At 73.2% G+C, this 25350-nt stretch carries 27 protein-coding genes; 14 read left to right on the top strand and 13 right to left on the bottom strand.

Going from position 1 to position 25350, the window contains the following annotated elements; all coding sequences use genetic code 11:
• Nucleotides 1–6 precede the first annotated feature (6 nt).
• Nucleotides 7–786, bottom strand: a complete 780-nt coding sequence (locus DP939_RS18560) for an enoyl-CoA hydratase-related protein (protein ID WP_113981982.1) — start codon at nucleotides 784–786, stop codon at nucleotides 7–9.
• Nucleotides 783–1577 carry a PaaX family transcriptional regulator gene (locus DP939_RS18555; RefSeq protein ID WP_113981981.1) on the bottom strand — a complete coding sequence of 265 codons (795 nt, stop codon included), beginning with the start codon at nucleotides 1575–1577 and terminating at the stop codon, nucleotides 783–785. The genes DP939_RS18560 and DP939_RS18555 overlap by 4 nt, the downstream gene beginning before the upstream one ends.
• 180 nt (nucleotides 1578–1757) lie before the next feature.
• Here DP939_RS18555 and DP939_RS18550 point away from each other — a divergent pair, with 180 nt between their 5' ends.
• Nucleotides 1758–1925, top strand: a complete 168-nt coding sequence (locus tag DP939_RS18550) for a DUF3117 domain-containing protein (protein ID WP_083502187.1) — start codon at nucleotides 1758–1760, stop codon at nucleotides 1923–1925.
• A 165-nt stretch (nucleotides 1926–2090) separates the two neighbouring features.
• Complete coding sequence (locus DP939_RS18545) at nucleotides 2091–3524, top strand: leucyl aminopeptidase (RefSeq protein WP_113981980.1); 1434 nt, start codon at nucleotides 2091–2093, stop codon at nucleotides 3522–3524.
• A 19-nt stretch (nucleotides 3525–3543) separates the two neighbouring features.
• Here DP939_RS18545 and DP939_RS18540 read toward each other — a convergent pair whose 3' ends face one another.
• Nucleotides 3544–4194: an O-methyltransferase gene (locus tag DP939_RS18540; RefSeq protein ID WP_113981979.1), complete on the bottom strand. Its 651-nt coding sequence runs from the start codon at nucleotides 4192–4194 to the stop codon at nucleotides 3544–3546.
• Between the two features lie 170 nt (nucleotides 4195–4364).
• Between DP939_RS18540 and sigE the strand changes: the two genes are divergently transcribed.
• From sigE to DP939_RS18515, 5 genes are all read left to right on the top strand, one after another.
• Entirely contained in the window at nucleotides 4365–4994 is a 630-nt protein-coding gene (sigE, locus tag DP939_RS18535; protein ID WP_113981978.1) for an RNA polymerase sigma factor SigE, read from the top strand.
• Nucleotides 4991–5602, top strand: a complete 612-nt coding sequence (locus DP939_RS18530) for an anti-sigma factor family protein (protein ID WP_113981977.1) — start codon at nucleotides 4991–4993, stop codon at nucleotides 5600–5602. The genes sigE and DP939_RS18530 overlap by 4 nt, the downstream gene beginning before the upstream one ends.
• Nucleotides 5599–6663, top strand: a complete 1065-nt coding sequence (locus DP939_RS18525) for a hypothetical protein (RefSeq protein WP_113981976.1) — start codon at nucleotides 5599–5601, stop codon at nucleotides 6661–6663. The genes DP939_RS18530 and DP939_RS18525 overlap by 4 nt, the downstream gene beginning before the upstream one ends.
• Nucleotides 6664–6791: 128 nt before the next feature.
• Nucleotides 6792–8552: a S1C family serine protease gene (locus DP939_RS48720; RefSeq protein ID WP_113981975.1), complete on the top strand. Its 1761-nt coding sequence runs from the start codon at nucleotides 6792–6794 to the stop codon at nucleotides 8550–8552.
• An 86-nt stretch (nucleotides 8553–8638) separates the two neighbouring features.
• Nucleotides 8639–9004 (top strand): sec-independent translocase, encoded by a 366-nt coding sequence (locus DP939_RS18515; RefSeq protein WP_113981974.1) that lies wholly within the window; start codon nucleotides 8639–8641, stop codon nucleotides 9002–9004.
• 196 nt (nucleotides 9005–9200) lie between these two features.
• Here the strand turns inward: DP939_RS18515 and DP939_RS18510 are convergent, their stop codons facing one another.
• Together DP939_RS18510 and DP939_RS18505 are read right to left on the bottom strand one after the other, a co-directional pair.
• On the bottom strand, nucleotides 9201–9704 hold the full coding sequence (locus DP939_RS18510; RefSeq protein WP_113981973.1) for a GNAT family N-acetyltransferase: 504 nt from the start codon (nucleotides 9702–9704) through the stop codon (nucleotides 9201–9203).
• Between the two features lie 6 nt (nucleotides 9705–9710).
• Complete coding sequence (locus tag DP939_RS18505) at nucleotides 9711–10844, bottom strand: Mrp/NBP35 family ATP-binding protein (protein WP_113981972.1); 1134 nt, start codon at nucleotides 10842–10844, stop codon at nucleotides 9711–9713.
• Between the two features lie 80 nt (nucleotides 10845–10924).
• On the opposite strand from DP939_RS18505, the gene DP939_RS18500 reads away from it, so the two are divergent.
• Nucleotides 10925–11404 (top strand): MarR family winged helix-turn-helix transcriptional regulator, encoded by a 480-nt coding sequence (locus DP939_RS18500; RefSeq protein ID WP_225878341.1) that lies wholly within the window; start codon nucleotides 10925–10927, stop codon nucleotides 11402–11404.
• A 13-nt stretch (nucleotides 11405–11417) separates the two neighbouring features.
• On the opposite strand, the gene DP939_RS18495 is transcribed toward DP939_RS18500, so the two are convergent.
• Nucleotides 11418–11933, bottom strand: coding sequence for a DUF1003 domain-containing protein (locus DP939_RS18495; protein ID WP_113981970.1), 516 nt, complete (start codon nucleotides 11931–11933; stop codon nucleotides 11418–11420).
• Nucleotides 11923–13170, bottom strand: coding sequence for a magnesium transporter MgtE N-terminal domain-containing protein (locus tag DP939_RS18490; protein WP_225878340.1), 1248 nt, complete (start codon nucleotides 13168–13170; stop codon nucleotides 11923–11925). Before DP939_RS18490 ends, DP939_RS18495 begins: the two co-directional genes overlap by 11 nt.
• 108 nt (nucleotides 13171–13278) lie before the next feature.
• Between DP939_RS18490 and DP939_RS18485 the strand changes: the two genes are divergently transcribed.
• Together DP939_RS18485 and DP939_RS18480 are read left to right on the top strand one after the other, a co-directional pair.
• Nucleotides 13279–14157, top strand: coding sequence for an RNA polymerase sigma-70 factor (locus tag DP939_RS18485; RefSeq protein WP_225878339.1), 879 nt, complete (start codon nucleotides 13279–13281; stop codon nucleotides 14155–14157).
• 76 nt (nucleotides 14158–14233) lie between these two features.
• The gene (locus tag DP939_RS18480; protein ID WP_113981969.1) at nucleotides 14234–15178 is read left to right on the top strand and encodes an EamA family transporter; all 945 of its coding nucleotides are present in this window, start codon (nucleotides 14234–14236) and stop codon (nucleotides 15176–15178) included.
• Here the strand turns inward: DP939_RS18480 and DP939_RS18475 are convergent.
• The 3 genes from DP939_RS18475 to DP939_RS18465 form a co-directional block, all read right to left on the bottom strand.
• A complete protein-coding gene (locus tag DP939_RS18475) occupies nucleotides 15175–15582 on the bottom strand; it encodes a hypothetical protein (protein ID WP_113981968.1) in 408 nt (135 codons plus the stop codon). The two genes, DP939_RS18480 and DP939_RS18475, sit on opposite strands and share 4 nt — an antisense overlap.
• Nucleotides 15579–15950, bottom strand: coding sequence for a response regulator (locus tag DP939_RS18470; RefSeq protein WP_113981967.1), 372 nt, complete (start codon nucleotides 15948–15950; stop codon nucleotides 15579–15581). The genes DP939_RS18475 and DP939_RS18470 overlap by 4 nt, the downstream gene beginning before the upstream one ends.
• A gap of 185 nt (nucleotides 15951–16135) precedes the next feature.
• Complete coding sequence (locus DP939_RS18465) at nucleotides 16136–16720, bottom strand: biotin transporter BioY (RefSeq protein ID WP_113981966.1); 585 nt, start codon at nucleotides 16718–16720, stop codon at nucleotides 16136–16138.
• Nucleotides 16721–16852: 132 nt separating this feature from the next.
• On the opposite strand from DP939_RS18465, the gene DP939_RS18460 reads away from it, so the two are divergent.
• Nucleotides 16853–17794 carry an HpcH/HpaI aldolase/citrate lyase family protein gene (locus DP939_RS18460; RefSeq protein WP_113981965.1) on the top strand — a complete coding sequence of 314 codons (942 nt, stop codon included), beginning with the start codon at nucleotides 16853–16855 and terminating at the stop codon, nucleotides 17792–17794.
• Here the strand turns inward: DP939_RS18460 and DP939_RS18455 are convergent.
• On the bottom strand, nucleotides 17789–18382 hold the full coding sequence (locus tag DP939_RS18455; RefSeq protein WP_225878338.1) for a DUF6529 family protein: 594 nt from the start codon (nucleotides 18380–18382) through the stop codon (nucleotides 17789–17791). The two genes, DP939_RS18460 and DP939_RS18455, sit on opposite strands and share 6 nt — an antisense overlap.
• Entirely contained in the window at nucleotides 18379–19044 is a 666-nt protein-coding gene (locus DP939_RS18450) for a hypothetical protein (RefSeq protein WP_147268038.1), read from the bottom strand. The genes DP939_RS18455 and DP939_RS18450 overlap by 4 nt, the downstream gene beginning before the upstream one ends.
• Nucleotides 19045–19412: 368 nt before the next feature.
• Here DP939_RS18450 and DP939_RS18445 point away from each other — a divergent pair, with 368 nt between their 5' ends.
• Together DP939_RS18445 and DP939_RS18440 are read left to right on the top strand one after the other, a co-directional pair.
• Nucleotides 19413–20327, top strand: a complete 915-nt coding sequence (locus DP939_RS18445) for a CPBP family intramembrane glutamic endopeptidase (protein ID WP_113981963.1) — start codon at nucleotides 19413–19415, stop codon at nucleotides 20325–20327.
• A 1495-nt stretch (nucleotides 20328–21822) separates the two neighbouring features.
• The gene (locus DP939_RS18440) at nucleotides 21823–24180 is read left to right on the top strand and encodes a hypothetical protein (RefSeq protein WP_113981962.1); all 2358 of its coding nucleotides are present in this window, start codon (nucleotides 21823–21825) and stop codon (nucleotides 24178–24180) included.
• Here DP939_RS18440 and DP939_RS18435 read toward each other — a convergent pair.
• Complete coding sequence (locus DP939_RS18435) at nucleotides 24149–24568, bottom strand: NUDIX hydrolase (protein ID WP_113981961.1); 420 nt, start codon at nucleotides 24566–24568, stop codon at nucleotides 24149–24151. The genes DP939_RS18440 and DP939_RS18435 overlap by 32 nt on opposite strands.
• A gap of 74 nt (nucleotides 24569–24642) precedes the next feature.
• Between DP939_RS18435 and DP939_RS18430 the strand changes: the two genes are divergently transcribed.
• Nucleotides 24643–25287: a DUF6758 family protein gene (locus tag DP939_RS18430; protein ID WP_113981960.1), complete on the top strand. Its 645-nt coding sequence runs from the start codon at nucleotides 24643–24645 to the stop codon at nucleotides 25285–25287.
• The last annotated feature ends 63 nt before the right edge of the window (nucleotides 25288–25350 follow it).

Below are 25350 nucleotides of genomic sequence, written 5' to 3'. Positions count from 1 at the left end.
CCGCGCTCAGCGCCCGTGGAAGACCGGGCGTTCCTTGGCGACGAACGCCGTGGTGGCGGCCTGGTGGTCGGCGGTCGCGGCGCAGGCGTCCTGGAGGTCGGCCTCCAGGTCCAGCGTCTGCGACAGGGTGTGCGCGGCGCCGAAGGCCAGGGCGCGCTTGGTGGCCGCGTACGCCCGGGTCGGGCCCTCCGCCAGGCGTACGGCCAGCTCGCGGGCCGCCGCGGCCAGCTCCTCTGCGGGCACCACGCGCGAGACCAGCCCCAGCTCCCTGGCCCGCTCGGCGGACACCGCCTCGCCGAGCATCAGCAGCTCGGCGGCGGCCGCGGGACCGACCAGCCGCGGCAGCGTCCACGACGCGCCGGAGTCGGGGGCCAGGCCGATGGCCGAGAACGCCATCGCGAACTTCGCGTTCTCCGACGCGATCCGCAGGTCGCAGGCGAAGGCCAGGGACGCGCCCGCGCCCGCCGCCACGCCGTTGACCGCGGCGATGACCGGCTTGTCCATCTCGGTGATGGTCCGCACGATCGGGTTGTAGTGCCGCCGCACGGTGCCCGCCAGGCCCTTGCCCGCCGCCAGGTTGCCGGCGTGCTCGCGGAGGTCCTGGCCGGCGCTGAACGCCTTGCCCGCGCCGGTCACCAGCACCGCGCGGACCGCGTCGTCCTCCGCGGCCTTGGTCAGCGCGGCGAGCAGATCGGCCTTCATCGAGGCGATCAGGGCGTTGAGCGCTTCGGGGCGGTCGAGGGTGACGGTGGCGACGCCGGACCCGACGTCGTAGCGGATGGTCACTGGTTCTCCTGCGGATCGGCGAGGTTGCGGTCGACGAAGGCGGCGGCGGCCGGGAGCAGCCGGGCCGCCTCCTGCTCGAAGAAGCTACGGGCCTTCTCCCCGGGCCAGGCGGGCGGGAGCAGCTCGGCGGGCAGGCCGGGGTCGCGGAACAGGAAGTTGCGCCAGCCGTGGACCAGCTTGCTGCGCACCGCGAAGACCAGGTCGTCGGGGGCCTCGCCGGGGACCGCGCCGACCAGCTCGGCGGCCCCGGACAGCCACAGCTCGTACGCGCCCGCGATGCTCGCCAGGTCCCACGCGCGGGCGACCAGCTCGCGCGGGTCGCCGTCCAGCGCGGCCTCGAACAGGTCGGCGTGGACCTGCTCGGCGGTCAGCAGCGTGGCCAGCTCGGGGGAGGGACGGGGACCGATCCAGGTGGTCTCCGACAGCGGAGCGTAACCGAGAAAGGCGAGGTCGGCCCGCAGGCGTTCGCGTTTGGGCCGGTCGCGCACCTGCTCGACCACCACGACGTGCCACTTTCCCGGCCAGGAGATCGTTCCGGGCCGGTAAATTCTGAGTGCGGCTTCGTCCAGGCGGCGCACGCACTTGGGGGTCACCGCGTAGCCGGGCCCCTGGGGCACCCGCATCGGCGCCAGCCACCCCTGGCGCACCATGCGCGAGATGGCCGTCCGCACGGCGGGAGCGGCGATCTCAAGCGGCGCGAGCAGGCGTACCAGAGCGGCGACCGAGGCACGGCCGCCCCGGGAACGCAGGTGGTCCCCGTACAGATCGAATAGCGCGGCGCGGGCGTTCACGAGGACCAGTTTGGTCCTCCGGAGGGGGCCCGACAACGCATTCTGGGAGGAGATCGTTACCCGGTAGCCACCGAGAGGCGGGATAATAGGACATCCAGAAGACGTGAATGCGCCGGCCGTCCCTATCGGGAAGACCGGATATCGCGACCGCGGAGTCCAAAGGCAGGAAGGGATGCACGCATGGCGGCGATGAAGCCGCGGACCGGCGATGGTCCGCTGGAGGTCACCAAGGAAGGGCGGGGCATTGTCATGCGGGTCCCTCTGGAGGGTGGCGGCCGGCTGGTCGTCGAACTCTCCGCGGACGAGGCCAGCGCACTAGGCGACGCGCTGAAGAACGTCGTCGGCTGACACCGGCACCCAGACCTGATCGACGGCCCTGGCCGCAGGACCATCCCCGCCGCTCGGGTGGTCGGCGCCGGGGCCGTTGATGTTGGGGCGGGCCCTCCCTTCCGGCCCGCCCGCCGCACCTCCGCGACGCACGCCGCCGCCCACGACCGTAGGAGTAGAGGCAAGGTGCCCATCCAGACCACGATCTCCATCGCCGGCCGCCCGGCGGCGGACGCGCCCCTGCTGGCCGTCCCCTACACCGCGGATCTCGACCCTGACGTGCCCGGCCTCCCGGTGCCCGCGCGCGATCTGCTCGCCCACCACAAGGCCAAGGGGGAGCCGGGGGAGATCGTGGAGGCCCCGGTGGCGCGCGGTGACGGGGTGGGCCGCGTCCTGCTGTACGGCACGGGCGACGCCGGTCCCGACGCCCTGCGCAAGGCGGGCGCGACCGTGGTCCGCCGGGCCAAGGGCCATGAGTCGGTGAGCGTGACGCTGCCCGCGGCCGGGCCGGTGTCGGCGTTCACGGAGGGCGCGCTGCTCGGCGCGTACACCTTCCGGATCGGCGAGCAGCGCGGCAAGGCCGTCGGGCGGGTCGAGTTCGTCGCCGCCGAGCCCGGTGCGGTGGCCGACGACGTACGCGCGGGCGAGCTGGTCGCGCGGTCCGTCGCCATCGCCAGAGACCTGGCCAACACCCCCGCCTCGGTCAAGACGCCCGCCTGGCTCGCTGAGAGGGCCGTGGAGCACACGGCCGACCAAGGGGTCACCGTGCGCGTGTGGAGCCCGCAGGAGCTGCGTGAGGGCGGTTTCGGGGGCATTCTGGCGGTGGGGCAGGGTTCGGCGAGCCCGCCGCGGCTGATCGAGCTGTCCTACCGCCCCGAGGGCGGCGACGACGGCCGCCACGTGGTGCTGGTCGGCAAGGGCATCACCTTCGACAGCGGCGGCCTGTCCCTCAAGCCGACCGCGAACATGAAGTCCCAGAAGACCGACATGGCGGGCGGCGCGGCGGTGATCGCGGTGCTGTCGGCGCTGCGCCGCCGCGGCGTGCGGGCCCGGGTGACCGGCCTGGTCGCCGCCGCCGAGAACATGCCGTCCGGCACCGCCCAGCGGCCCAGCGACGTCATCACCCAGTACGGCGGGCGCACCGTCGAGGTGCTCAACACCGACGCCGAGGGCCGCCTGGTGCTGGCCGACGCCCTCGCGTACGCCGACGCCGTGCTCGAGCCCGACGCCGTCATCGACGTCGCGACCCTCACCGGGGCCATCAACGTGGCCCTCGGCCCGAGCCACGCCGGTCTCTACGCCTCCGACGAGGAGCTGGCGCGCTCGCTGACCGCGGCGGGCGAGGAGAGCGGCGACCGGATGTGGCGGATGCCACTGATCGACGACTACCGGCCCGCCCTGGAGTCCCCGATCGCCGACCTGGCCAACGTGGAGTCCGGCACGACGTACGGCGCGGGGTCGGTCACCGCGGCGCTGTTCCTGCGGGAGTTCACCGGCGGGCGGCCCTGGGCGCACCTGGACATCGCGGGCACCGGCCGCAGCGTCGTGGACGACGGCCTGTTCACCAAGGGCGCGACCGGCTTCGGGGTCCGCGCGCTGCTGCGCTGGCTCGACTCCTGAGCCCGGCCCTCGAAGCCCTCTAGCCGGCGATCTTCACCGCGGCCAGAAGGCCGTCGCCGAGCGGGATGAGCAGCGGGCGCAGCCGGTCGTCGCCGCGCACCAGCTTGCCCAGCTCGCGGATCACGACCGTGTCCGGGTCGCGCTGGGCGGGGTCGGCCACCCGGTCCTGCCACAGCGCGTGGTCGAAGACCACGATGCCGCCCACGCGCAGGACGCGGACCGACTCGGCCAGGTAGTCGGGGTATTCGTGCCTGGCGGCGTCGGCGAACACCATGTCGTACCCGCCGTCGGCCAGCCTGGGCAGCACGTCGAGCGCCCGCCCGGCGATCAGCCGGGTGCGCCCCCCGGCGAACCCCGCCTGCGAGAACGCCTCACGGGCCAGCCGCTGGTGCTCCGGCTCGACGTCCACGCTGGTCAGCGTGCCGTCCGGACGCATGCCGCGAAGCAGCCAGAGCCCGGACACCCCGCAGCCGGTGCCGATCTCCACGACGGCCTTGGCGTTGATCGCGGAGGCCAGGAAGCACAGCGCGGCCCCGCCGCCCGGCATGATCGGCGCCGCCCCCACCTCCTCGCCGCGGCGGCGTGCGGCACGCAGGATGTCGTCCTCGGGATGGAACTCCTGGGCATAGGCCAGAGTGGCCTCCACCGGACTTTTCGGCGTCCCGCCCATTGGCCTCTCCTCCCTGCTTTCGCCGTACGCACTGTTTGGTGGCTGGTCGCAGCCTAGGGGAGGGAAGCGCGAACGGGAACTCATGTGACCCCCGGTGCGTTGCACGGTTTAAGCGGCCTTTGCCGGTCGGCAAGGCATTCAGTGCGCATGAAGGGACGAAACCAGGCACTATGGCGATAGCGGTGGTCCCGGAGAGAGGAGTGCCGGTGGACGACGCCCACCAGGCGGAGACTCCCGTGTCGGGATGGACTCCCCCGACCTGGGAGGAGGTCGTCCGGACGCACTCGGCGCGGGTGTACCGGCTCGCCTACCGGCTGACCGGCAACGTGCACGACGCCGAAGACCTCACTCAGGAGGTCTTCGTCAGGGTCTTCCGGTCCCTGTCGAGCTACACCCCCGGCACGTTCGAGGGGTGGCTGCACCGGATCACGACCAACCTGTTCCTCGACATGGCGCGGCGCAGGCAGCGCATCAGGTTCGAGGGCCTGGGCGACGACGCCGCCGAGCGGCTGACCGGGCGCGAGCCCTCGCCCGCGCAGGCCTACCACGACGCCCACCTGGAGCCCGACATCCAGGCGGCGCTCGACGCGCTGGCCCCCGAGTTCCGCGCGGCCGTCGTGCTGTGCGACATCGAAGGGCTGTCCTACGAGGAGATCGCGGCCACGCTCGGCGTCAAGCTGGGCACGGTCCGCAGCAGGATTCACCGGGGCCGCTCACAGTTGCGCGAGGCGCTGGAGCACCGCGCCCCGCGCGCCGAACAAGTCCCCCCGACCGCCACCTCTGGGGAGGATTTGGCATGAGCCACTTGGGAGAACGCGTCTCCGCGCTGGTGGACGGCGAGCTCGGGCACAGCGAGCGCGACCGCGCCCTCGCCCATCTCACCTTCTGCGCCGACTGCCGCGCCGAGGTCGAGGCGCTGCGCGCGCTGAAGTCCAGGCTGCGCGCGCTCGACGGGCCCGCCATGCCGGCGGACCTCACCATGTCGCTGCTGCGCATGTCCGAGCCGGGAGGGCCGCTGCCGCCGCGCATCCGGCCCTTCCCCGACGCCTCGCACACCTTCGGCGGCGTGCCGATCCCCGGCATGCACTCCATCTCGCCGCCCGACAACCGCCCGCGGGGCCGCGGCCGGGCCAGACCCGACAACCGCGCCGACAGCACGGCCAGGGGCGGCCGGGCCAGGCGCGCCGGATACGTCGCGGTCGGCATGGCCTCGGCCGCCGTCGCCTTCGGCACGATGTTCGTGGTCGGCGGGCTCGGCTCGGCGCCGCCGGTGGTCCCGCAGATGGAGCGGTTCGCCAACCAGCACAAGACCACCGCGCCCTACGTCCAGCCGGGCTTCTCCGAGCCCGTGCACCCGACTCCGCACGCCACCCCCACACCGACCCGGACACCACGGCCCGTCAAGTGAGGCGCCTGCCCGCCGCCGTGGTCGTGGCGGCCGTGGTGCTGCTCGTCCTGGTGGCGGCGCACCCGGTCGGCGGCCCGGTGAGCGGGCCGCCGCGCGAGGCGGCGGAGGGCGACGACACCGGCATCGGGCTGTTGCGCGACGCGGCGTACGCGGGCCGGGCCCGGTCCTACGCCGGCACCCGCCTGATCACGACCTGGGGCGCGAGCGGGCCTTCTTCGGCGCTCACGCACGTCAGGAACGTTCCAGGGGAGGGCCTGACGGTCCGCGCCGAGACCGGCACGCTCGCGGCCGAGGTCGATCCCGGCTCCCCGGCGGCGGGGCTGGTGTCGCCGTTCGACGGCATGCTCGACGTGCTGGCCCGCAACTACCGGGTGGAGACCGTCGGCACCGGCACCGCCTGCGGGCGTACCGGCCGCGTGGTGCAGGCCACCCGCGCCGACGGCTCGCCCGCGGCCCGCTACCTGGTGGACGAGGCCAGCGGCGTGCTGCTGCGCCGCGAGGTCTTCGACGGCCGGGGCACGCTGACCAGGGCCGACGCCTTCATCGAGCTGAGCGTGCCGCAGGAGCGGCCGGCGCCGTGGATGTCCGGCCGCGCGTGGTACGGCGGGTCGCTCACCGACGGCGGGCCCTCTCCCGGCCAGGTCGGATATCTCCGGCAACGCGGCTGGGACGTGCCGCCCGCGTTGCCCGGCCGCCTGGAACTGTTCACCGCGGGCGAGACCGCCGAAGGTTACCTTCATCTCGGCTACTCTGATGGGCTGTCGGTAGTGTCCATATTCGTCCAGCGTGGAACCCTGGACGAGTCCCGCCTCGCGGGTTGGCGTGCGCGATCGCGCGGCGGGCATACGATCTGGATCCGTGGCCTCGCGGGTTTCGAGGCCGCGGCACAGCAAGTGGTCTGGGCGAGTGGGGAGCATGTTTACACGGTCGTCGCTGACGCCCCGGCGGACCTGGTCGACGCCGCCGTGGGGGCGCTGCCGCACGAGGAGGGCATCGGCGCCTGGGAGCAGGTCTGCCGTGGCGCCGACCGCCTGCTCTCCTGGATCAGCCCGTTCGCCTGAGGACCAGCCGGGCAAAAGGCCTCTTCCGGGGCGCATCCCGGCAGGTCCCTTTTACGTCTCCCGTATGCGGCCGTGGGAACAATTGCGCCAAGAGCCGAGGAGTAGTGAGGCGGAGTAGTGAGGCATCGATGACCGACGAGCAGCGGAACGAGGCCGCCGCCCGCGAAGGTGAGGGCCGCGCGCCGTCGGACCAGCAGCCGGACCATCTGGAGCAGGGCCCCGGGGAGGCGCCGGCCGATGTGACCGATCACACACCGGAACGCGCCCGGCCGGACTTCCTGCCCGCCGGAGCCTCCGGTCCCGGGCCCTCCGGCTCTGCGGGGCCCGGCTCTGCGGGTCCGGGCCCTGGCTCTGGGGGGTACGACGACGGGCCGCCTTCGCCGGGCTGGGGGGACCTGGGGGCGGCGGGCCTCGGCACGCCCGGGGCGGGCGCGCCCGACTTCGCCGCGCCGGGGTCCGCGCCGGAGGGCGTACGCGAGCACCGCGACACCGACACCGGCAGCGGCACCGGCTCCTGGGGCAACCCCTCCGGCGACACCTCGGCGTTCCCGAACATCGCACCGATGACCGGGCCCACGCCGTACCCAGGCCGCGAGCCCGGCCCGGCGCAGGGCCAGGGCTACGATTCCGGCCGCTACGGCGGCCGGCCGCAGCCACCGCCGCCCACCCGGGCCTTCGGCATGGGGCCGGGCTGGGCCCCGCCGCCCCCGCCGCCGGGACCGCCCGGCGGCCCTCCGGGCGGCGGCCCCGCCCCCGGCAGGCGTACGCCAGGCGTGGCCGCGCTGGCCGCCATCGCCGTGGTGATCGCCCTGGTCGCCGGGGCCGCGGGCAGCATCGGCACCTACCTGGTCACCCGTGGCGGGAGCGACGGCACCGACCCCGACTACAGCCTCGGGGCCTCGCCGACCGGCCGGGTCGAGCGCGCCCCCGAGTCGGTCGCCGGAGTGGCCTCCCGGGTGCTGCCGAGCGTCGTCTCCATCGAGATCAGCGGCGGCGCGGAGGGCGGCACCAGCGGCTCGGGCTTCCTGGTCAAGGGCGGCTACGTCGTCACCAACAACCACGTCGCCGCCCCGGCCTCGCAGGGCGCGACCATCACCCTGCAGTTCAGCAACCGCAAGACCACCTCGGGGCGGATCGTGGGCCGCGACCCCGGCTCCGACCTCGCGGTGCTCAAGCCGGACCAGACCTTCGGCCTGGCCGAGGTCGCGCTGGGCGACTCCGACAGCATGGTGGTGGGCGACGAGGTGATCGCGATCGGCTCGCCGCTCGGCCTGTCCGGCACGGTCACGCTGGGCATCGTCAGCTCGCTCAACCGCCCGGTGGTCGCCGGTGGCGAGAGCGGCGTGATGGACACCAGCTACATCAACGCCATCCAGACCGACGCCGCGATCAACCCCGGCAACTCCGGTGGCCCGCTGGTCAACGGCAAGGGCGAGGTGATCGGGGTCAACTCCGCCATCGCCACGCTCGGCCGTTCGCCGACCAGCGGCCAGGGCGGCAGCATCGGCCTCGGCTTCGCGATCCCGATGAACCACGCCCGCCGGGTCATCGAGGACCTGGTCACCACCGGCACCGCCAAGACCTCCCGGATCGGGATCAGCATCGACACCTCGTACCAGGGGCAGGGCGTGCGCATCGCGTCCCAGGCCGACCGCGGCCAGCTCCCGGTGGAGAAGGGCGGCCCCGCCGACAAGGCCGGGCTGCGCCCCGGTGACGTGATCACCGAGCTGGACGGCAGCCCGGTGCAGAACGCCGAGGAGCTGATGGTGCAGATCCGCAGCAAGGCCCCGGGAGAGAAGATCACGGTCAAATTCCAGCGCGGCGGTAAGGAGCAGAGCACCACGGTCACCGTGGCCGCAGGGGCTGTGCCCTCGCCACAGCCGTCCTGACCGTACCGCGCATCAAGCCGGGCCATTACTCTGGAGAACGGGGCCGGGTCAAACCCGGTCCCGTCGGCTGGCGGTAGGAGATCGCGATGTTCGGACTCGGCCCTTTCGAGGTCGTGGTGCTCGTGGTGATCGCGTTGCTAGTCTTCGGCCCGGAGAAGCTGCCGCAGGCCGCCTCCCAGGCCGGGCGCACGCTGCGTAACCTGCGGCGGATGGCCAACAACGCCAAGCACGACATCAGGTCGGGGCTGGGCCCCGAGTTCGCCGACTTCGACCCGACCGACCTCAATCCCAGAAACTTCGTCAGGAAGCACCTGTTCGAAGACGACGACGACTGGTCCCGCAAGCCCGGCGACACGCCGGTCGACGTCCTCGACCCGGTCGGCGCCTCCAACGGCGCGCTCGACGAGCTGGGCTACGGCGAGATCCCGCCCTACGACCACGAGGCGACCTGAGACCTCACACGAAGTGACCGGCCACCAGCAGGCCGCCCAACGCCGACCACGGTGGCGTCCGGCCTGCCCCTGAGGCGCTGTAGGCGAGTCGGCCGCACTCGAACTTCCAGGCCCGGGTGGCGGAGGTCGTACAGGCCCAGTGGCCGTACGGCGGCCCCGCATGTCGTGGCGGACCGGCCGCTGCCCACGTAGGGCCTCAGGCCGGGGGCGCCTGCTGGCCGTACAGGTGGACGCGCCGCCCCCGGTAGGTCAGGTCGCGCAGGTGCCGGTGGCCGATGCGCTCGGCGACGGCGACGGAACGCCGGTTGCCCGGCAGGATCACCGAGACGACCTCGCTCGCCCCCAGCACCGTGAAACAGTGCCGTACGGCCGCGCGGGCCGCCTCGGTCGCGTAGCCCTTGCCCCAGTGCGGACGGGCCAGGCACCAGCCGACGCCGAGGCCGGGGAAGCCGTGCGGCTGCCACGGCCCCGCCCGGCCGACGAACCGGCCGGTGGACTTCTCGATCAGCGCCCAGTGCGAGAAGCCCCGGATCTGCCGGTGGCCGATGAACATCGCCAGGCTGCGCCAGGCGTCGGCGGGTGAACCGCCGACGCTCTCGGCGAGCCCTCCGGCGACCTCGGGATCGGCCAGCATGGCGGCGTAGTCGGCGAAGTCGTCTCCGGTCAGCGGGCGCAGGATGAGACGCTCGGTCTCCGGCATCGCCGATCAGGCGGGGGACAGGTTGAGCTGGCGTCCCTTCAGGCTGGAGCCCTTGCGGCTGAGGCCCGTGGCGATGCGCCGCAGCTCGGCCGCGGCCGGGGAGTCGGGGTCGGTGAGCACCAGCGGCTTGCCCTCGTCGCCGCCCTCGCGCAGCCGCAGGTCGATCGGGACCTGGCCGAGCAGCGGCACGCGCGCGCCCAGCGTGCGGGTGAGCCCGTCGGCCACCGCCTGGCCGCCGCCCTCGCCGAACACCGCGATCCGCTCGTCGCAGTGCGGGCAGGGCAGCCACGCCATGTTCTCGATGACGCCGGCGATCTGCTGGTGGGTCTGGCTCGCGATGGACCCGGCCCGCTCGGCCACCTCGGCGGCGGCCTGCTGCGGGGTGGTGACCACCAGGATCTCCGCGGACGGCAGGCGCTGCGCGACCGAGATGGCGATGTCGCCGGTGCCCGGCGGCAGGTCCATCAGCAGGACGTCGAGGTCGCCCCAGTAGACGTCGGAAAGGAACTGGTAGAGGGCGCGGTCGAGCATCGGGCCACGCCACACGACGGGGGTGTTGCCCGGCGGCTTGAACATGCCGACCGAGATCACCTTGATGTCGTGCGCGACCGGCGGCATGATCATGTCTTCGACCTTGGTCGGCCGCTCGCTCACGCCGAGCATGCGGGGGACCGAGTGGCCGTAGATGTCGGCGTCCACGACGCCGACCTTGAGGCCGCTCGCGGCCATGGACGCGGCCAGGTTGACCGTCACCGAGGACTTGCCGACGCCGCCCTTGCCGCTCGCCACCGCGAAGACCCGCGTCAGCGAGCCCGCCTTGGCGAACGGGATCTCCTTCTCCGGGCCACGGTCGCCCCGGAGTTTGGTCTGGAGCGACTTGCGTTGCTCGGTGCTCATCACGTCGAGCTCCACCGTCACCCCGCGGACGCCTTCGATCCTGCCGACGGCCGCGGTGACGTCGCGGGTGATCGTGTCCTTCATGGGACAGCCGGCGACGGTGAGGTAGACGCCGACGCGGACCGCGCCCTCGGGGGAGATGTCAACGCTCTTGACCATGTCGAGCTCGGTGATCGGTCGCCGGATCTCTGGGTCGTTGACCGTGGCCAGCGCGGCTGTCACCTGCTCCGGGGTTGGTGCCATGAGTCCATGGTATGCGACCTCATGCCGCGGGAATTCGTCCACATCCGCCTGGAAGGGGGGGAACGTCCTAGGATTGACGGGTGACTGTGACGGCAGAAGACGCACAGCCGGGGGAAGGCGCGGCCTCCCCTGAGGATCTGGCGGTCTGGCGCATGCTCCAGCGTGTCCAGGTGCGAGTCACCCGGCTCCTGGAGATCGATCTCATGGTGGCCCACGATCTTCCGCTGGCCTCCTACGACGTCCTCAACCAGCTCGCGGAGACCGCCGAGCGGCGGCTGAGGATGAACGACCTCGCCGACCGGGTGCTGCTGTCCCGCAGCGGCCTGACCCGGCTGATCGACCGGCTGCAGCGCGAGGGCCTGGTCGAGCGCGAGGCGTGCGCGAGCGACGCCAGGGGCCTGTACGCCGTGCTGACCGACGCGGGCGAGGCCCGGCTGGCCGAGGCCGCGCCCACGTACCTGCGCGGCATCCGGACCCGCTTCCTGGACGTGCTGGAACCGCAGGAACTGCGGCAGTGCGCCTCGCTGCTGGGCAAGCTGCTGCCCGCAGAGGTCTGCTGAGCGCTCCCCGTCCTCACCGGGGTCTGGCCCGTACGTCCTCCACCAGGCGCTGTAGTTCGGCGCGCAGGAAGTCGCGCGTGGCGACGTCGGCCAGCGCGACGCGCAGCCCGGCCAGCTCGCGGGTCAGGTACTCGGTGTCGGCCTGGTTCCGCTCGGCGACCATGCGGTCCTGCTCGTACTGCACACGGTCGCGGTCGTCCTGGCGGTTCTGGGCCAGCAGGATCAGCGGCGCGGCGTAGGACGCCTGGAGCGACAGGATCAGAGTCAGGAAGATGAACGGGTACTCGTCGAACCGCCATGTGTCCGGGGCGAGCGTGTTCCACAGCACCCACACGACGATGAACCCGGTCATGTAGACCAGGAACCGCGCCGTGCCGAGGAACCGCGCGATGCGCTCCGACAGCTTGCCGAAGGTCTCGGGGTCGTAGTGCAGGCGCACCGTACGCCGCAGCGCGCGCGGCTGGTCCAGCCGGTCGGCGTGCCGGATCCGCTCGGCGCGGTCGGGCCGGTCGGGCCGGTCAGTCGTCATGGACCGGCTCCTGACGCTCCCGCCAGTCCTCCGGCAGCAGGTGGTCCAGTACGTCGTCCACCGTGACCGCGCCCACCAGGCGGCCCAGCTCGTCCACCACGGGGGCCGCCACGAGGTTGTAGGTCGCCAGGTAGGAGGTCACCTCGGGCACGCTCAGCTCGGGCTTGATGGGGTCCAGCGAGCCGTCCAGCACGCCGCCCAGCAGCGTGCCCGGAGGGTCGCGGAGCATCCGCTGGAAGTGGGCCACGCCCAGGTACCGGCCGGTGGGCGTCTCGGTGGGCGGGCGGGTCACAAAGACCTGGGCGGCCACGGCGGGGCTCAGGTCGCTCTGGCGGATGTGGGCCAGCGCCTCGGCGACGGTGGCGGTGGGCGGCAGCACGATCGGCTCGCTGGTCATCAGGCCGCCCGCGGTGTCCTCGGCGTACGTGAGCAGCCTGCGCACCGGCTCGGCCTCGCCCGGCTCCATCATCGACAGCAGTACCTCGGCCTGCTCCGGCGGGAGGTCCTGCAGCAGGTCCGTGGCGTCGTCGGGGTTCATCGCCTCCAGTACGTCGGCGGCGCGCTCGGTGTCCAGCCGCCCCAGGATGCCCACCTGGTCCGGGCCGGGCAGCTCTTCGAGCACGTCGGCGAGCCGGTCGTCGTCCAGGGCGGTGGCCACCTCGATCCGCCGCTTGCCGGGAAGTTCCTGCAGGGCGTGGGCGAGGTCGGCGGCGCGCAGCGACTCGAAGGCCGCGATCAGGTTGGCCGCGCCTTGGTCCCGCTGGACCGCCCCGAACCCCTGGACCTCCTCCCAGTCCACGACCGACGTCACCCCGCGCCTGCGCAGGCCGAGCCCGCCCGCGCTGCGCAGTCCGGCGGTCAGCACCGCGACCTTCGTGATCATCCACTCCGACCCGCGGGACTCCTCCATCGCGACGTCCAGCACGGTGACCCGCTCGCCCTTGACGGTCACCGTGAGGTCGAGCAGTTCGCCGATCACCAGCGTCTCGGCGGCGCGCTTGGCGAACCTGCGGGTGTTGATCCGCCCGCTGAAGATCACCGAGCCGGGCTCGATGCTTCTGACCCGCGTGATCGGCAGGAAGACCCGCCGTCGGGGCTGCATCTCGATCACCATGCCGTGCACGCGCGGCGGGGCGGCGGCGCGCAGCCCGGCGACCACGTCGCGCACCCGCCCGATCTGATCTCCGGCCGGGTCGAAGACCGCTGTCCCCGCCAGCCTGGCGATGAAGACCCGCACATCGGCAGCCTAGAAGCCGGGGCGGTTCACGCGCTGGACCGCGGGCTCAAAGGATTCTTTGCCCGCCCCGGCCGGGTGTCCCCGGGGGCGTGTCGTAGCCTCGCGAAGGTGACGGACAGGCTCGGGGTCTTCGAGGAGCACCGCCCGATGCTCCTCGGCATCGCCTACCGGATGCTGGGCAGCGTCGCCGACGCGGAGGACATCGTTCAGGACGCGTGGCTGCGCTGGAACGAGGTGACCGGCCCGGTCGGCGACCCACGGGCCTACCTGGCCAGGACCGTGACCAATCTCTCGATCAACCGGCTGGGCTCTGCGGCGGTGCGGCGGGAGTCCTACGTCGGTTCGTGGCTGCCGGAGCCGCTGCTGACCTCGCCGGACATCGCCGAGGACGTCGCGGCGGCCGAGTCGCTGGCCGACTCGCTGTCGATGGCCGTGCTGGTCCTGCTGGAGAGCCTGTCGCCGCTGGAGCGGGCGGTGTTCGTGCTGAGGGAGGCGTTCGGGTTCTCCTATCCGGACATCGCCGAGGCGCTGGAGCGCAGTGAGGCCGCGGTACGTCAGGTCGGCCACCGGGCGCGGGCCCACGTGCACGCGCGGCGTCCCAGGTTCGAGGCGTCGGAGGAGGTCGGCAAGCGGGTCACCGCGCGGTTCGTGGCCGCGAGCATGGGCGGCGACATCAACGCGGTGATGGAACTCCTGGCCCCGGACGTGACCATGTGGAGCGACGGCGGCGGCAAGGTGCGGGCCGCGCTGCGGCCGATCTCCGGCGCGGACAAGATCGCCAGGTTCCTGGTGAGCGTGCGGGACGTGGTCGGCCGGCTCGATGTGCGGTACGAGCACGTCAACGGCAGCCCTGCGGTGGTCATGTCCAGGGAGGGCGTGCCCGACTCTGTGACCGTTCTGGACATCGCGGACGGGCGGATCACCGCGATCTGGCTGATCCGAAACCCGGACAAAATCCGGGGATTGCCGCAGGTTGACCTCGTGTGACAGTATCAAACAGCTAGTTCACTGGTTACCGGTCCGTCGTCGCGCGGCCGCCGGGGGAGCATGGGGTGCGCGGCTGATGAAGAAGGTGAGCCTGGGCATAGCGGTCTTAGCGTCCTGCTGCTTCGGCTTCTCCGGTCCGATGTCGAAGTTCCTGGGCGCGGTGGGGCTGACGCCGACCGAGGCGGTCTGGGTGCGGATGGCGGGCGCGGGAGTGGTGATGCTCGCCGTGCTGGCGATCGTCCGCCCGCGCGCGTTGCGCATCCCGCTGGGCAGGCTGCCGATGGTGGCCACGTACGCGATCGTCGCGGTCGCGGGCGCGCAGGCGTTCTACTTCCAGGCCATCACCCGCCTGCCGGTGGGAGTGGCGCTGCTCATGGAGTTCACCGCGCCGGTACTGGTCGCCCTGTGGGTCCGCTTCGTGCGCCGGGTACGGCTGCCGCGGACCGCGTACGTCGGGGCCGTGGTCGCGTTCGGCGGGCTGTGCGTCGTGGTCGAGGTGTGGCAGGGCATGCGCCTGGACGGCGTCGGCCTGCTGCTCGGCGCCGGGGCGGCGGCCTGTGCCGCCGGATACTTCCTGCTCAGCGACAGCATGGGCGACGACGTGGACCCGCTCGGCGTGATCGCCTGGGGTCTCGCGGGCGCGGCCGTCGCACTCGTCCCGCTGGCCCGTCCGTGGGGCATCGACTGGACCGCCTTCGGTCGCGCGGCCACCGTCGGCGGCCACACGCTGCCCGCCCTCGCGGCGGCGGCCTGGATGGTCGTGGTGGCCACGGTGTTCGCCTACATCGCGAGCGTGACGGCGGTCCGGCGGCTGTCGGCCGCGGTCGGCTCCACGGTGTCCACACTGGAGGTCATCGCGGGGGCCGTGGTCGCCTGGCTGCTGATCGGCGAGGCCCTGGGGCCGTTCCAGATCATCGGCGGCCTGATCGTGATCGGCGGCGCCCTGCTGGCCCAGTCGGTCACCGCCGCGGCGCCCGTGGCGCCTGCGGCCGAGCCCGCGGTGGCCCGTCAGTACGGCTAGGCGGCCTCAGGAACGAGCCGGACGACCTGCGACTCGGCGGCCCAGCGGGCGGTCATCGCGGGCCCGTCAGGGGCGTTGAGGCGCTCCTTGGCGAGGGCCGCGACGGCGGGCGCGGCGTCGGCCGCCGACTGGTCCACGACCTCCACGGCGGCCTCGAAGACGGCCAGCTCGCCGCCCTTGTCCTTGCTGCGCAGGGTGACCCGCACCCGGCCGGACTCGGCCAGGCCGGGCAGCGACTGCTCCGCGCCGCCGGTGACCACGTAGATCGCGCCGTCGTGCCAGGCGTGCCAGGCCAGCCTCGGCCGGTCGTCCAGCGTGATCCACAGCACACCGGACTTCTTGGCCCCCTCCTCGATCAGCGCGAGCGGCGGGGGCTGCGGGGGGAGATCGGGTGAAGTGCTCACGTCGCGACTTTATGCCCTCCGGCCACGCCGAGGGCGAGCACCTGCGTGAGCAGTTCGGGATAGGTGTACGGCTTGGACAGGCGCGCGTCGGCGCGGACCGGGGACTGGTGACACCCGGCGGCCTCGATGAGCAGGATCCGCGCCGGCGACTCGGCCAGCAGGTCGCGCGTACGGCTCGCGGCGAGCGCGGGCGCGTCGCGCTCGATGATCAGCACGTCGTACTCGCGCACCGTCTTGAGCAGTAGATCCGCGTCGTCGCTCGCCCCGTGGGCGACGTCGGCGGCCATGCCCTCCTCCCTCAGCCCCTCGGCGACCATGTCGGCCAGTTCGGTCTCCGTGTCGGTGATGGGCACGATGAGGACGCGCATAGTCGGCTCCCCCCGTTGTGCGCGAAGCGGGATCTCCCGCCCCCTAGAACTATGCCAGCACATCTGTTAAGCGCCGGTAAGAAGTGCTTTGCAGCTACTTTAGGGGCTTTGGAGCGATGCATCGGGTCGCGCGGAACGGCGCTCCCAGGTGGGAGCGCCGTTCGGTGGTACTCGGCGGGGGCGGCTCAGTCGCGCTCGCCGCGGACCTTCCCCACCAGCTTCCACGCGCCCGGCAGCAGACCGGCCGCGGCCACCACCTTCAGCGCGTCGCCCAGCAGGAACGGCACCACGCCGGCCGCGAGCGCCTTCGGCAGGTCCATCCCGGTGGCGACCATCAGCCACGGCACGCCCACCATGTAGATCAGCAGCGTGCCGGCGGTGATCGTGCCCACCGTGCGCACCGGCGTACGGTCGCCGCCGCGCCGCGCCAGCGCGCCCGTCACCGCCGCGGCCAGCACGAAACCGGCCACATAGCCCAGCGTCGCGTTGCCGCCGTCGGGGGCGAACCACGGCACGCCCACCTGACCGAGGACCAGGTACAGCGCCATCCCGAGCGCGGCCCGCACCGGCCCAAGCGCGGCGGCCGACAGCAGCACGGCGAACGTCTGCAGCGTCGCCGGGACCGGGGTGCCTGGCAGCGGGAAGCTCACCTGGGCGGCGACGCCGGTCAGCAGCGCCGCGCCGACGACCAGCGCGCCGTCACGCACCCGCGCCCCGGGGAGGAGATCCGTGAGTACGGCGGGCCGCTGTACGCCCGAGAGGACAGCCATGTGTTAACTCCTCTAGATCGGTGGTTGACCTCCAATATCGGACATAACGCTTGAAGCTCGGTAGAGCGGGGTGGCCAAGAAAGCCGACCCGGCTTTGTGGCAAGCCCACTGCCGCCCGTTACGGTTGTCCGCATGCGATCGCGACGTTCTTGCCTGTCCGTACCTGGAAGCAATCCAAGGTTCCTGGAGAAGGCCCAGGGCCTCGATGTGGACGAGGCCATGCTGGACCTTGAGGACTCGGTGGCGCCCGCCGCCAAGGACGCCGCCCGGCGCAACATCGTGGCCGCGCTGCGCGAGGGCGACTGGTCGGGCAAGGTACGCGCGGTCCGGGTCAACGACCTGGCCACGCCGTGGACGTACCGCGACGTGATCGACGTCGTGGAGGGCGCGGGCGACTCGGTGGACGCCCTGATCCTGCCCAAGGTCCAAGACCCCTCGCAGGTGCGCTGGCTGGACACCCTGCTCACCCAGATCGAGCTGGCCAACGGCCTTGAGACGGGCCGGATCGGCATCGAGGCGCAGATCGAGGACGCCAGGGCGCTGGTCAACGTCAACGCCATCGCGGGCGCCTCGCCCCGGCTGGAGGCGCTGGTGTTCGGCCCGGCCGACTTCATGGCGTCCATCAACATGCGGACCCTCGTGGTCGGCGAGCAGCCGCCCGGGTACACCGAGGGCGACGCCTATCACTACACGCTGATGCGGATCCTGATGGCCGCCAGGACGTACGACCTCCAGGCCATCGACGGCCCCTACCTCCAGATCAAGGACGTGGACGGCTTCCGCCGCGTCGCGGGCCGGGCCGCCGCGCTCGGGTTCGACGGCAAGTGGGTGCTGCACCCCGCGCAGGTGGACGCGGCCAACGAGGTCTTCGCGCCCACCCAGGAGGACTACGACCACGCCGAGCTGATCCTGGACGCCTACGAGCACGCCACGACCGTCGACCGGCGGGGCGCGATCATGCTCGGCGACGAGATGGTGGACGAGGCGTCGCGCAAGATGGCCCTGGTGGTGGCCGCCAAGGGCCGCGCGGCCGGACTGCGGCGGACCTCCACCTTCACGCCGCCCTCCTCATAGGCGTACGCCGATCGCGGTGAAGAACCACAGCGACGACGTCAGCCAGAGCCCCACCAGCGCGGTGAACGCCAGGCCGCCCAGCACGGGCAGGCCCCAGGCGGGCAGGCCGCGCCGGGGCAGGGCGAGCATCTTGGCCACGAACACGCCGTAGAAGAAGCAGCCGAGGAGTGAGTGGACCAGGACGCGGGCGACGTCGTACTGGAGGCCGAGGGCGTACAGGCAGTGGAAGGCCACGGGGATGGTGAGCAGGAACGCCGCCCTGCCCGACCACCGGTGCAGGCCGCCGATCCAGGCGGGCGGGCGGGGGACGGGGATCCTGCCGTACATCACCAGCGCGGACCCCACCTGCACGAACGCCAGCAGGAACGCCCCGGTGGTCAGCCACGCCTTCATCGCCAGCGGCCCGGAGAACCCGGCGGGGCCCACCGCGAACCCGGTCGGCGTGTGCACCCGCCCGTAGACCCCGAGCGCGACCGCCACCAGCCCTCCGGCCAGCAGCGGGACCATCAGCTTGCCCAGGCTCGGCGGGCGGGTGAGGAGGACGGTGTGCGGGCTGGTCGGCTCTTCGGGACGGTGGCCGGTGGTCATGGCATCTCTCCGATGAACTCGTCCACGTCCTTGGCGTCCACCCGGGTGCCGTCGATCGTGGGGTCGGTGCCGGGGGCGAGGACCGGTACGGCGACCGGGCGTTCGTCGCGCTTGGCGAAGCCGGTCTGGGTGCCGTCGGCGAGTACGATCCAGCCCGCCTTGATGCGGGCACCGCGCACGATCGCGCTAGCCCGGTAGAGGCCGGAGGGCTTCTTGGCGGTGGGCGCGGTGAAGTCCCAGCTCTCGCGGCCGATGTTCAGGTCGCCCACGGCCCGCTTCCCGTCCAGCCGGGCGGTCACCGAGGAGCCGCCGAAGCCCTTCAGCCTCACCTGGCCGTCCTTGGCCCTGCCCGCGAACCACGCCTCCGTCCGGCCGTCGCAGAAGTAGCCGATCGCCTTGCCGTTCCTTACGGAGATCGCGATCAGCCCCCCTTGCCCCTTGACCCGCCCGGCGTAGTCGGCGCGCACCGGCGCCGGCCTGGCGGTTTTGACCGCCGCGGGCGGGGGAGGGCTCACCTGAGTGGTGGCCGCGGCGCCGGCCTGTGCCGCGCCTCCGGCCTCGGTCAGGTTCGCCGAGGACGCGGCGGAGACGCTGAGGACGCCGAGCGCGACGGTGACGATCCCCCCGGCCGCCAGCGTCAATGCTGGTCCCAGCCTTGCCATGACTCTTCTCCCCGAGGAGTTGTGGATGTTCCGGCTACGAGGGTCGGCGTTTTCCACAGGCGCGTCTATGAAGAAATGCGCACAGCGACCGGCGAGGAAGAATGGAAGACATGCGCGAAGAAGATCGTCCCGACGCTCGCCACCCCGCCTCGCCCCCTGAGCCCCCGGACGCCCCTTCGCCTTCCGCGCCTGGCTCCGGCTCACCGGCGGAGGGGGGAGACCGGCCCTCGCCGGGGGCGGGGGTCTATCCGGGGGCGGGGCCGTACGGGCCTCCTGGCGGGCCGTACGCGGGGTATGAGGGTCCGCCGGCCTACCCGTATGGGGCGCCACCGGTGCCACAGGCGTGGACGCGGGGGCCTGAGCCCGGTGTGACCTACGACCGGATGGCGCGCACCTCCATGCACCGGTGGTGGCGGCCGGTGCTCGGCACCGTCGTGCTGGCGGCCGGTTATCTCCTGGTCAGTCTCATCGTGCTGCTCGGAGGCATGCTCTTCGCCGTCCTGGCGGGCGTGGAGATCGTGATGACCGGCGCCATCCCGTTCGCCGACCCGGTGCTCGGCCTCACGGTGATGCTGCTGTCCATCGCCGCGGCCCTGCCCCTGGTGTTCGGTACGGCCTGGCTGATCCAGCGGCGCCCGCCGGGCACGCTGTCCTCGGTGCTGGGCCGGTTGCGCTGGCGCTGGATGCTGCTGTGCGTGCCCGTCGCGCTCGGGGCCGGTGTGCTCGGGCACCTCACCGCGTCCCTTGTCTTCGGCCTGACCGGCGGGGAGATGTCCGCGGGCATCGGCTGGGCCGGGTGGGAGACCTTCATCTCCGGGCTGGCCGTGACGCTGCTCCTGGTGCCGATCCAGGCCGCCAGCGAGGAATACCTGTTCCGCGGGTGGGTGATCCAGGCGTTCGGCGCCTTCCTGCGCACCCCCTGGCCGGGCATCCTGCTCGGTTCGGCCGGGTTCGCGGCGCTGCACAACTACACCGGCTGGGGCATCATCGACGTCTTCGCCTTCGGGGCCGTCGCGGGGTGGCTGGCCGTGCGCACGGGCGGGCTGGAGGCCCCCATCGCGCTGCACGTGGTCAACAACGTGCTCGGGCTGGGGCTCAGTGCCGCCTCCGGCGACCTGGAGGAGGCGCTGAAGCAGGGGGCGGTGGCCTGGCAGGCGCTCGCGTCCAGCGCGGTGCAGCTCACCGTCTTCGCCGTCGTGGTGCTGATCCTCGCGCGCCGGCGGGGGATCGAGACGACGACCCCGGCCCGGGAGGTGTCCCCGCCGCTGCCGATTAATACCTGACAAAGAACTACAAACCACATTAAAAGCCACGGTCCATAAAAAAATCTGACTAGAGAGGTCTCGCCAGAGCGGGCCTGTCGTGTTGCCCTGGTGTGTGCGAGGCACCGCGTACGGCGGGCCGGGACCGGGAGGTGATCGTCAAGGCGGACCGTGGTTCAGCCGAGGGCGCCGGACACCCCGTGCCGCCCGAGATTTCGGGAGCGGACCGGTGGAACGGTCCGTGTGTGATACTCCGGCCTGGGAAGGGATTGGCGACGTCGCCAGGTTTGGGAGAGACGAACGTGCGAGCCCCGACGAGGAGGTGCTGAGCGTGGCTTCGGGCCCCCACGACCCGCGCTCACCGAAGGACGACGACGGCGCGCCGGAAGAGGCGATTCCGGGCCGCCCGGATCCCGGGCCGCACCCGCCGCCCGCCCTCCGGCACTCGCCTCCGGGGCCGCCCGAAGAGAAGTCCACGGGCGTGCCGCTCGCCTCGCCGTGGGTGATGCCACCCTTCTCCGCGCCGACCCCCGAGGACTCCCCGTCCATCGAGCCCCGGCCGCCCCGCCGCCGCCCTTACGCGCCGCCGTACGGCCGCCGCCCCCGCCATGCGAGCGGAGACGCCCCGGACGCCCCCCAGAACGCCCCTGCGGGAGCGGAAGAGCCCTCCCCGCCACCAAGCCACGACGCGCCCCCTCAGAGCCCCCACGGCCCCGCAGAGCCCCCCGCCCCCACCGGCTTACCCCACCGCCCAGATCCCCCCGACCTCCTTCAGCGCCTGGATGCCGGCGGGCTTGGTGCGGAGCCCGGCGGTGTCCCACGTCCCCCGTGGAGCGAGAGCCCCTTCGGACCGGACGACAGGTCCGGTGGACTGCGGCCGGCGTGGGGTGAGTCGGATGGGCCGCGGCGGCTGGACGCCGAGCGGCCGGAGGACGGTGGCGGTTCGTCCTCGGCCGACGCCGAGGCGCCTCCTTGGGGGGCCGGTGCGGAGGAAGGGCCGCCGAGGCGGGAGGTCAGGCCGGACAAACTGGTTGCGACCGGGCCGCCGCGTAAGCCGTCCAAGCGGCCTGAGAAGGATCCTTCCGCCCGGCCGCACGCGGGTCGTTCGCCGTACGGGCCTGCTCCGTCCGCCGACACCGGCGGGCGTCCACAGGAGAGCGCGGACACGAAGCCGTACCCGCGACCGGCGGGATTGCCCCTGACGTCCAGGCATGAGCCGAACGAAACCGAGCAGCCGCCCCTGAGCCGGGGCGAACCCCCGCCCGCCCTGACGCCTCCGGCAGCGGCGGCGGAACAGAGCGACCCGCAGTCCCCGCCCACGGATCCGGACGAGACGGTGCACCACCTGGGGGGTCCTCCGGGCGGCAGACCGGCGCGCCCCGACCGTCTGGTGGCCCGTGGTCCTGCCCGCGAGCAGACCCCGAGCCCCGCCCAGCAGCCCCCGCGCCCCGCCGAGGAAGTACAGAAGCCCCGCTCTCCTGACCCGGAAGGCGGCCGAGGGTTGGCGCCCGCGGCGATGCGGCGGTCGACTCCCGTACGGCGGCGGCGTGGTGGGCGGCTGCTGGCGCCCCTGCTGGTGGTCGTCGTGCTGGTGGCCGCCGCGGGCGGTGGCCTGGTGGTGTGGCGGTGGGCGACGAGCCCGATGGGCGGCGGGCTGTTGCTCGCCGACGGAGACGGCGGGCCGGGTGACGACGCGTTCGCCGTACCCGCCGGAGGGACCGGCGCCAGTCAGGTGCTCAACGCCGTGACCTCGGTCGGCGACATCATCGTGGCGGCGGGCAGCGACACCACCAGCCCCGTGCCGCGCCCCCTGTTCCTGATGTCCCGCGACGGCGGCAAGAGCTGGCAGCTCGGCAACGTCACCGGCCAGGGCGGCAAGGAGGCCGGTCCGACGACCGTGGGCAGTGTGGCGGGCGGCGAGGGGCTGTGGCTGGCGGTCGGCGACACGCAGGGCTACCCGGCGGGCGGCGGCGACGCGACCGGCAGGGGTGTGTGGACCAGCACCGACGGCTACTCCTGGGAGGCGGTGGAGGCGGCGGGGCTGGCCGAGTTCCGGGGCGGTGACCGGATCGCCGACATCGCGCGTACCGGCTCCGGGTTCGTGGCGGTCGGCTCGGCCGTGCTCGACGACGGCACGGCGGGCCCGGCCGCCTGGCTGTCCGCCGATGGCCGGGCCTGGGACCGGGTGCCGGGCGGCGAGCTGGGCGGACCGAAGGACGTACGCGGCGTCAAGGCCGTGGTCGCCAGGGGCGACGACGTCGTGGCGCTGGCCGACGCGCCCTCCGGAGGCACGAGTTCCGTGGTACTGCGCTCCGCGGACGGCGGGCGCACCTGGCAGCGCGCCGGATCGGCGCTGTCCGGGGTGACCCCGCGCCCGGGGGCGCTCGCGGCGGTCGGCGACGGGTTCGTGGCGGTGCCCACCAGGCATGTGGACGACGACGGCGACGTACGGGTCCACTGCTCCGCCGACGGCGCGAGCTGGGAGCGCTGCGGGTCCATCGGCGGCCTGCCCCGCGACAGCACCGGCGTGACCGGCCTGGCCGCCTCTGCGGCGGGCGTGGCGGCGGTCGCGCAGGCGGGCTGGGACCGCTACGCCGTCTACACCAGCAAGGACGGCCGGAGCTGGGCCAAGGGCACCGACCTCGGCGAGGTGCCGGGCACGCTGCGGGCGCTCAGCATCTCCGACGCGGGCACGCTGGTGGTCGGCGGCGACCGGCGCACCCCGGCCGACGTGGGCAACCAGCTCGTGCTGATGACCGCCGCCAAGGGCCAGGCGGCCCAGCCGGTCGCGCTCGGCGACATCGCGGGCCTGACCCGCGTGGCCAGGGAGACCAGCGGCATGGCCGCCGCCAAGGGCGTGTTCGTGACGGTCGGCGCGGCGGCGGGCGACGCCGCCATCTGGACCAGCGGCGACGGCCGGGCCTGGACCCGCGCGGGCCCGCCGGAGATCCTGGGCGGGGCGCAGCGCCAGGCGCTGAGCGACGTGGCGTACGGCCGCAAGGGCTGGATCGCGGTCGGCCGCGCGATGAGCGACGCGTCCTCCACCGAGCCGCTGGTGGTGACCTCGGCCGACGGAGGTTCCTGGCGCAGGGTCCCGATGACCGAAGGGCTCACGCCCGCCCAGGGCCACTACTTCACCGCCCCGCACGCCGTCGCCGCCTCATCGGCCACGTCGGGCAAGGGCGCGGGATACGTCCTGGCGGGGGAGGATCGCGGCCCCGCGGGCGTGACGCCCGTGCTGTGGTTCAGTTCCGACCTGCGCGGGTACACCCGTTCGGCCAAACTGCCCGCGGGCGGCGCGGGCGTGCGCATCCACGACGTCGCGGCCACGGCCGAGGGCTACGTGGCGGTGGGCGGCGCGGGCGTGGCGCGGCACGAGAGCGGCGTCGTGTGGGTGTCCTCCGACGGACTCAACTGGACCGCGCTCAAGCGGCTGACCCCGCCGGAGGCGTCTTCGGCCGGGCTGCGGCACGTGGTGGTGGCGGGCGGGCGGATCGTGGCCGTCGGCGAGGCCAGGGTGAACGGCTCGCCCCGCGTGTTCGCCGCCGTTTCGGCCGACAACGGCTCGTCCTGGGAGTACGGCTGGCTGCCCGCCGACCAGGCCGCCGCCGTGACGGACCTCGCCGAGACCGACGGCGGCATCGTCGCGGTCGGCAGCCACGGGCCTTCGGCGGAGAGCGACAGCGCCGCCTGGACCTCCCAGAACGGCCTGACCTGGCAGCGCCAGACCCTCACCCAGGAGGGCCTGGGCGGGTCGGGCGCGCAGTGGCTGACGGCGGTGGCGGTCTCGGGCGGCGACGTGGTCGCGGTCGGCCGTTCGACCACCTACAGCGCCGACCACCTCAGCCTGTGGCGGACGAACGTCCACCAATGAGCCCCCATTCGCGCAGCGCGTCCAGGACGCCGGGCGACATGGGGAGCCGGTCGAGTTCGGGGACGGGCACCCAGCGGGCGTCGGCCGCGTCGTCACCCGCCGTGAGGGCGGTGTCACCGTCAGGGGTGGCGAGGTAGTCGCGGATCACGTAGACGACGCCGGGGGCGCCGCCGGGGCGTTCGACCGCGCCCGCGAGCCGTACGACGGAGACGCGCAGCCCGGTCTCCTCCAGGAGTTCGCGGGCCAGCGCCTGATGGTCGGACTCCCCGGGCTCGACCCGGCCGCCCGGCAGGGACCACAGGCCCTCGCCCGGCGGATGGCCGCGCCGGATGAGGAGCAGCCGCCCGCTGTCGTCGAAGACGACGGCCCCCACGCAGTTCACCCGCATATGTGCAAGGTTACGGCCGGATCATTGACCTGGCCCTTGACTAATGGGGCACAAAGCGCGCAGCGTGAGAAAACGTGAGAACCGCTCCGATATGTCCACGTTGTCATGGAAGCCTGCGGGCGCCGAGCGCGTGGTCCAGCGCGTGGCGGTGCCCCGAACACGGGGACGTGCTGCCGCTGCGACCTCCCCGGCATCCCGCCCCCGCCGCCCTGGAGGCGGTGCGCAAGATCGCCAGGGTGCCCGTGTGGCTGCCCTGGCCGCTGCCCCCCGGCTGGCTGGTGACCGGGTTCGCGGAGGCGGGCGACGAGCGTACCGGCACCCGGGCGAGCGTGACCGCGCTGTCCGGTCCGTCGGTCACCCAGGGCCCGGCCGACCTGCTGGTCGTGGCCGAGGAACCGGGCGCGGGAGTGGGGGCCGGGTTCGCCGGGCTGGACGGTCCGGACCCGGGGGAGGGCTTCGACGCGGGACCGCCGCACGCCAAGATCGACATCCGGGGGCACCCCGCCTCGCTGTGGTGCGTGCGGGCCGCCCCCGACCGGGCCGTCTACGCCGGGGAGGCGCTGGGGAACTGGCTGTGGACGATCTCCTGGCCCGCGGAGTCCGGGTGCCTGATCGCGCTCGCCGAGCTGAGCCTGCGCGACCTGCGGGAGAACGACCAGGACCTGGATCTGCCCTACGGGGCCCTTTCGCCGAGGCTGCCGGACGGCGACGCGAGCTGATTTCGCGAACTGCTCGCGAATTCCCTGCGAGCCCTCGCGAACGCTGTGTTCTCTCATCCGGAC

Source organism: Spongiactinospora rosea (assembly GCF_003315795.1).
GTDB classification, from domain to species: Bacteria; Actinomycetota; Actinomycetes; order Streptosporangiales; family Streptosporangiaceae; genus Spongiactinospora; species Spongiactinospora rosea.
Note: the sequence above shows the minus strand (reverse complement) of the source record. Positions and strands in the feature narration are given on the sequence as shown.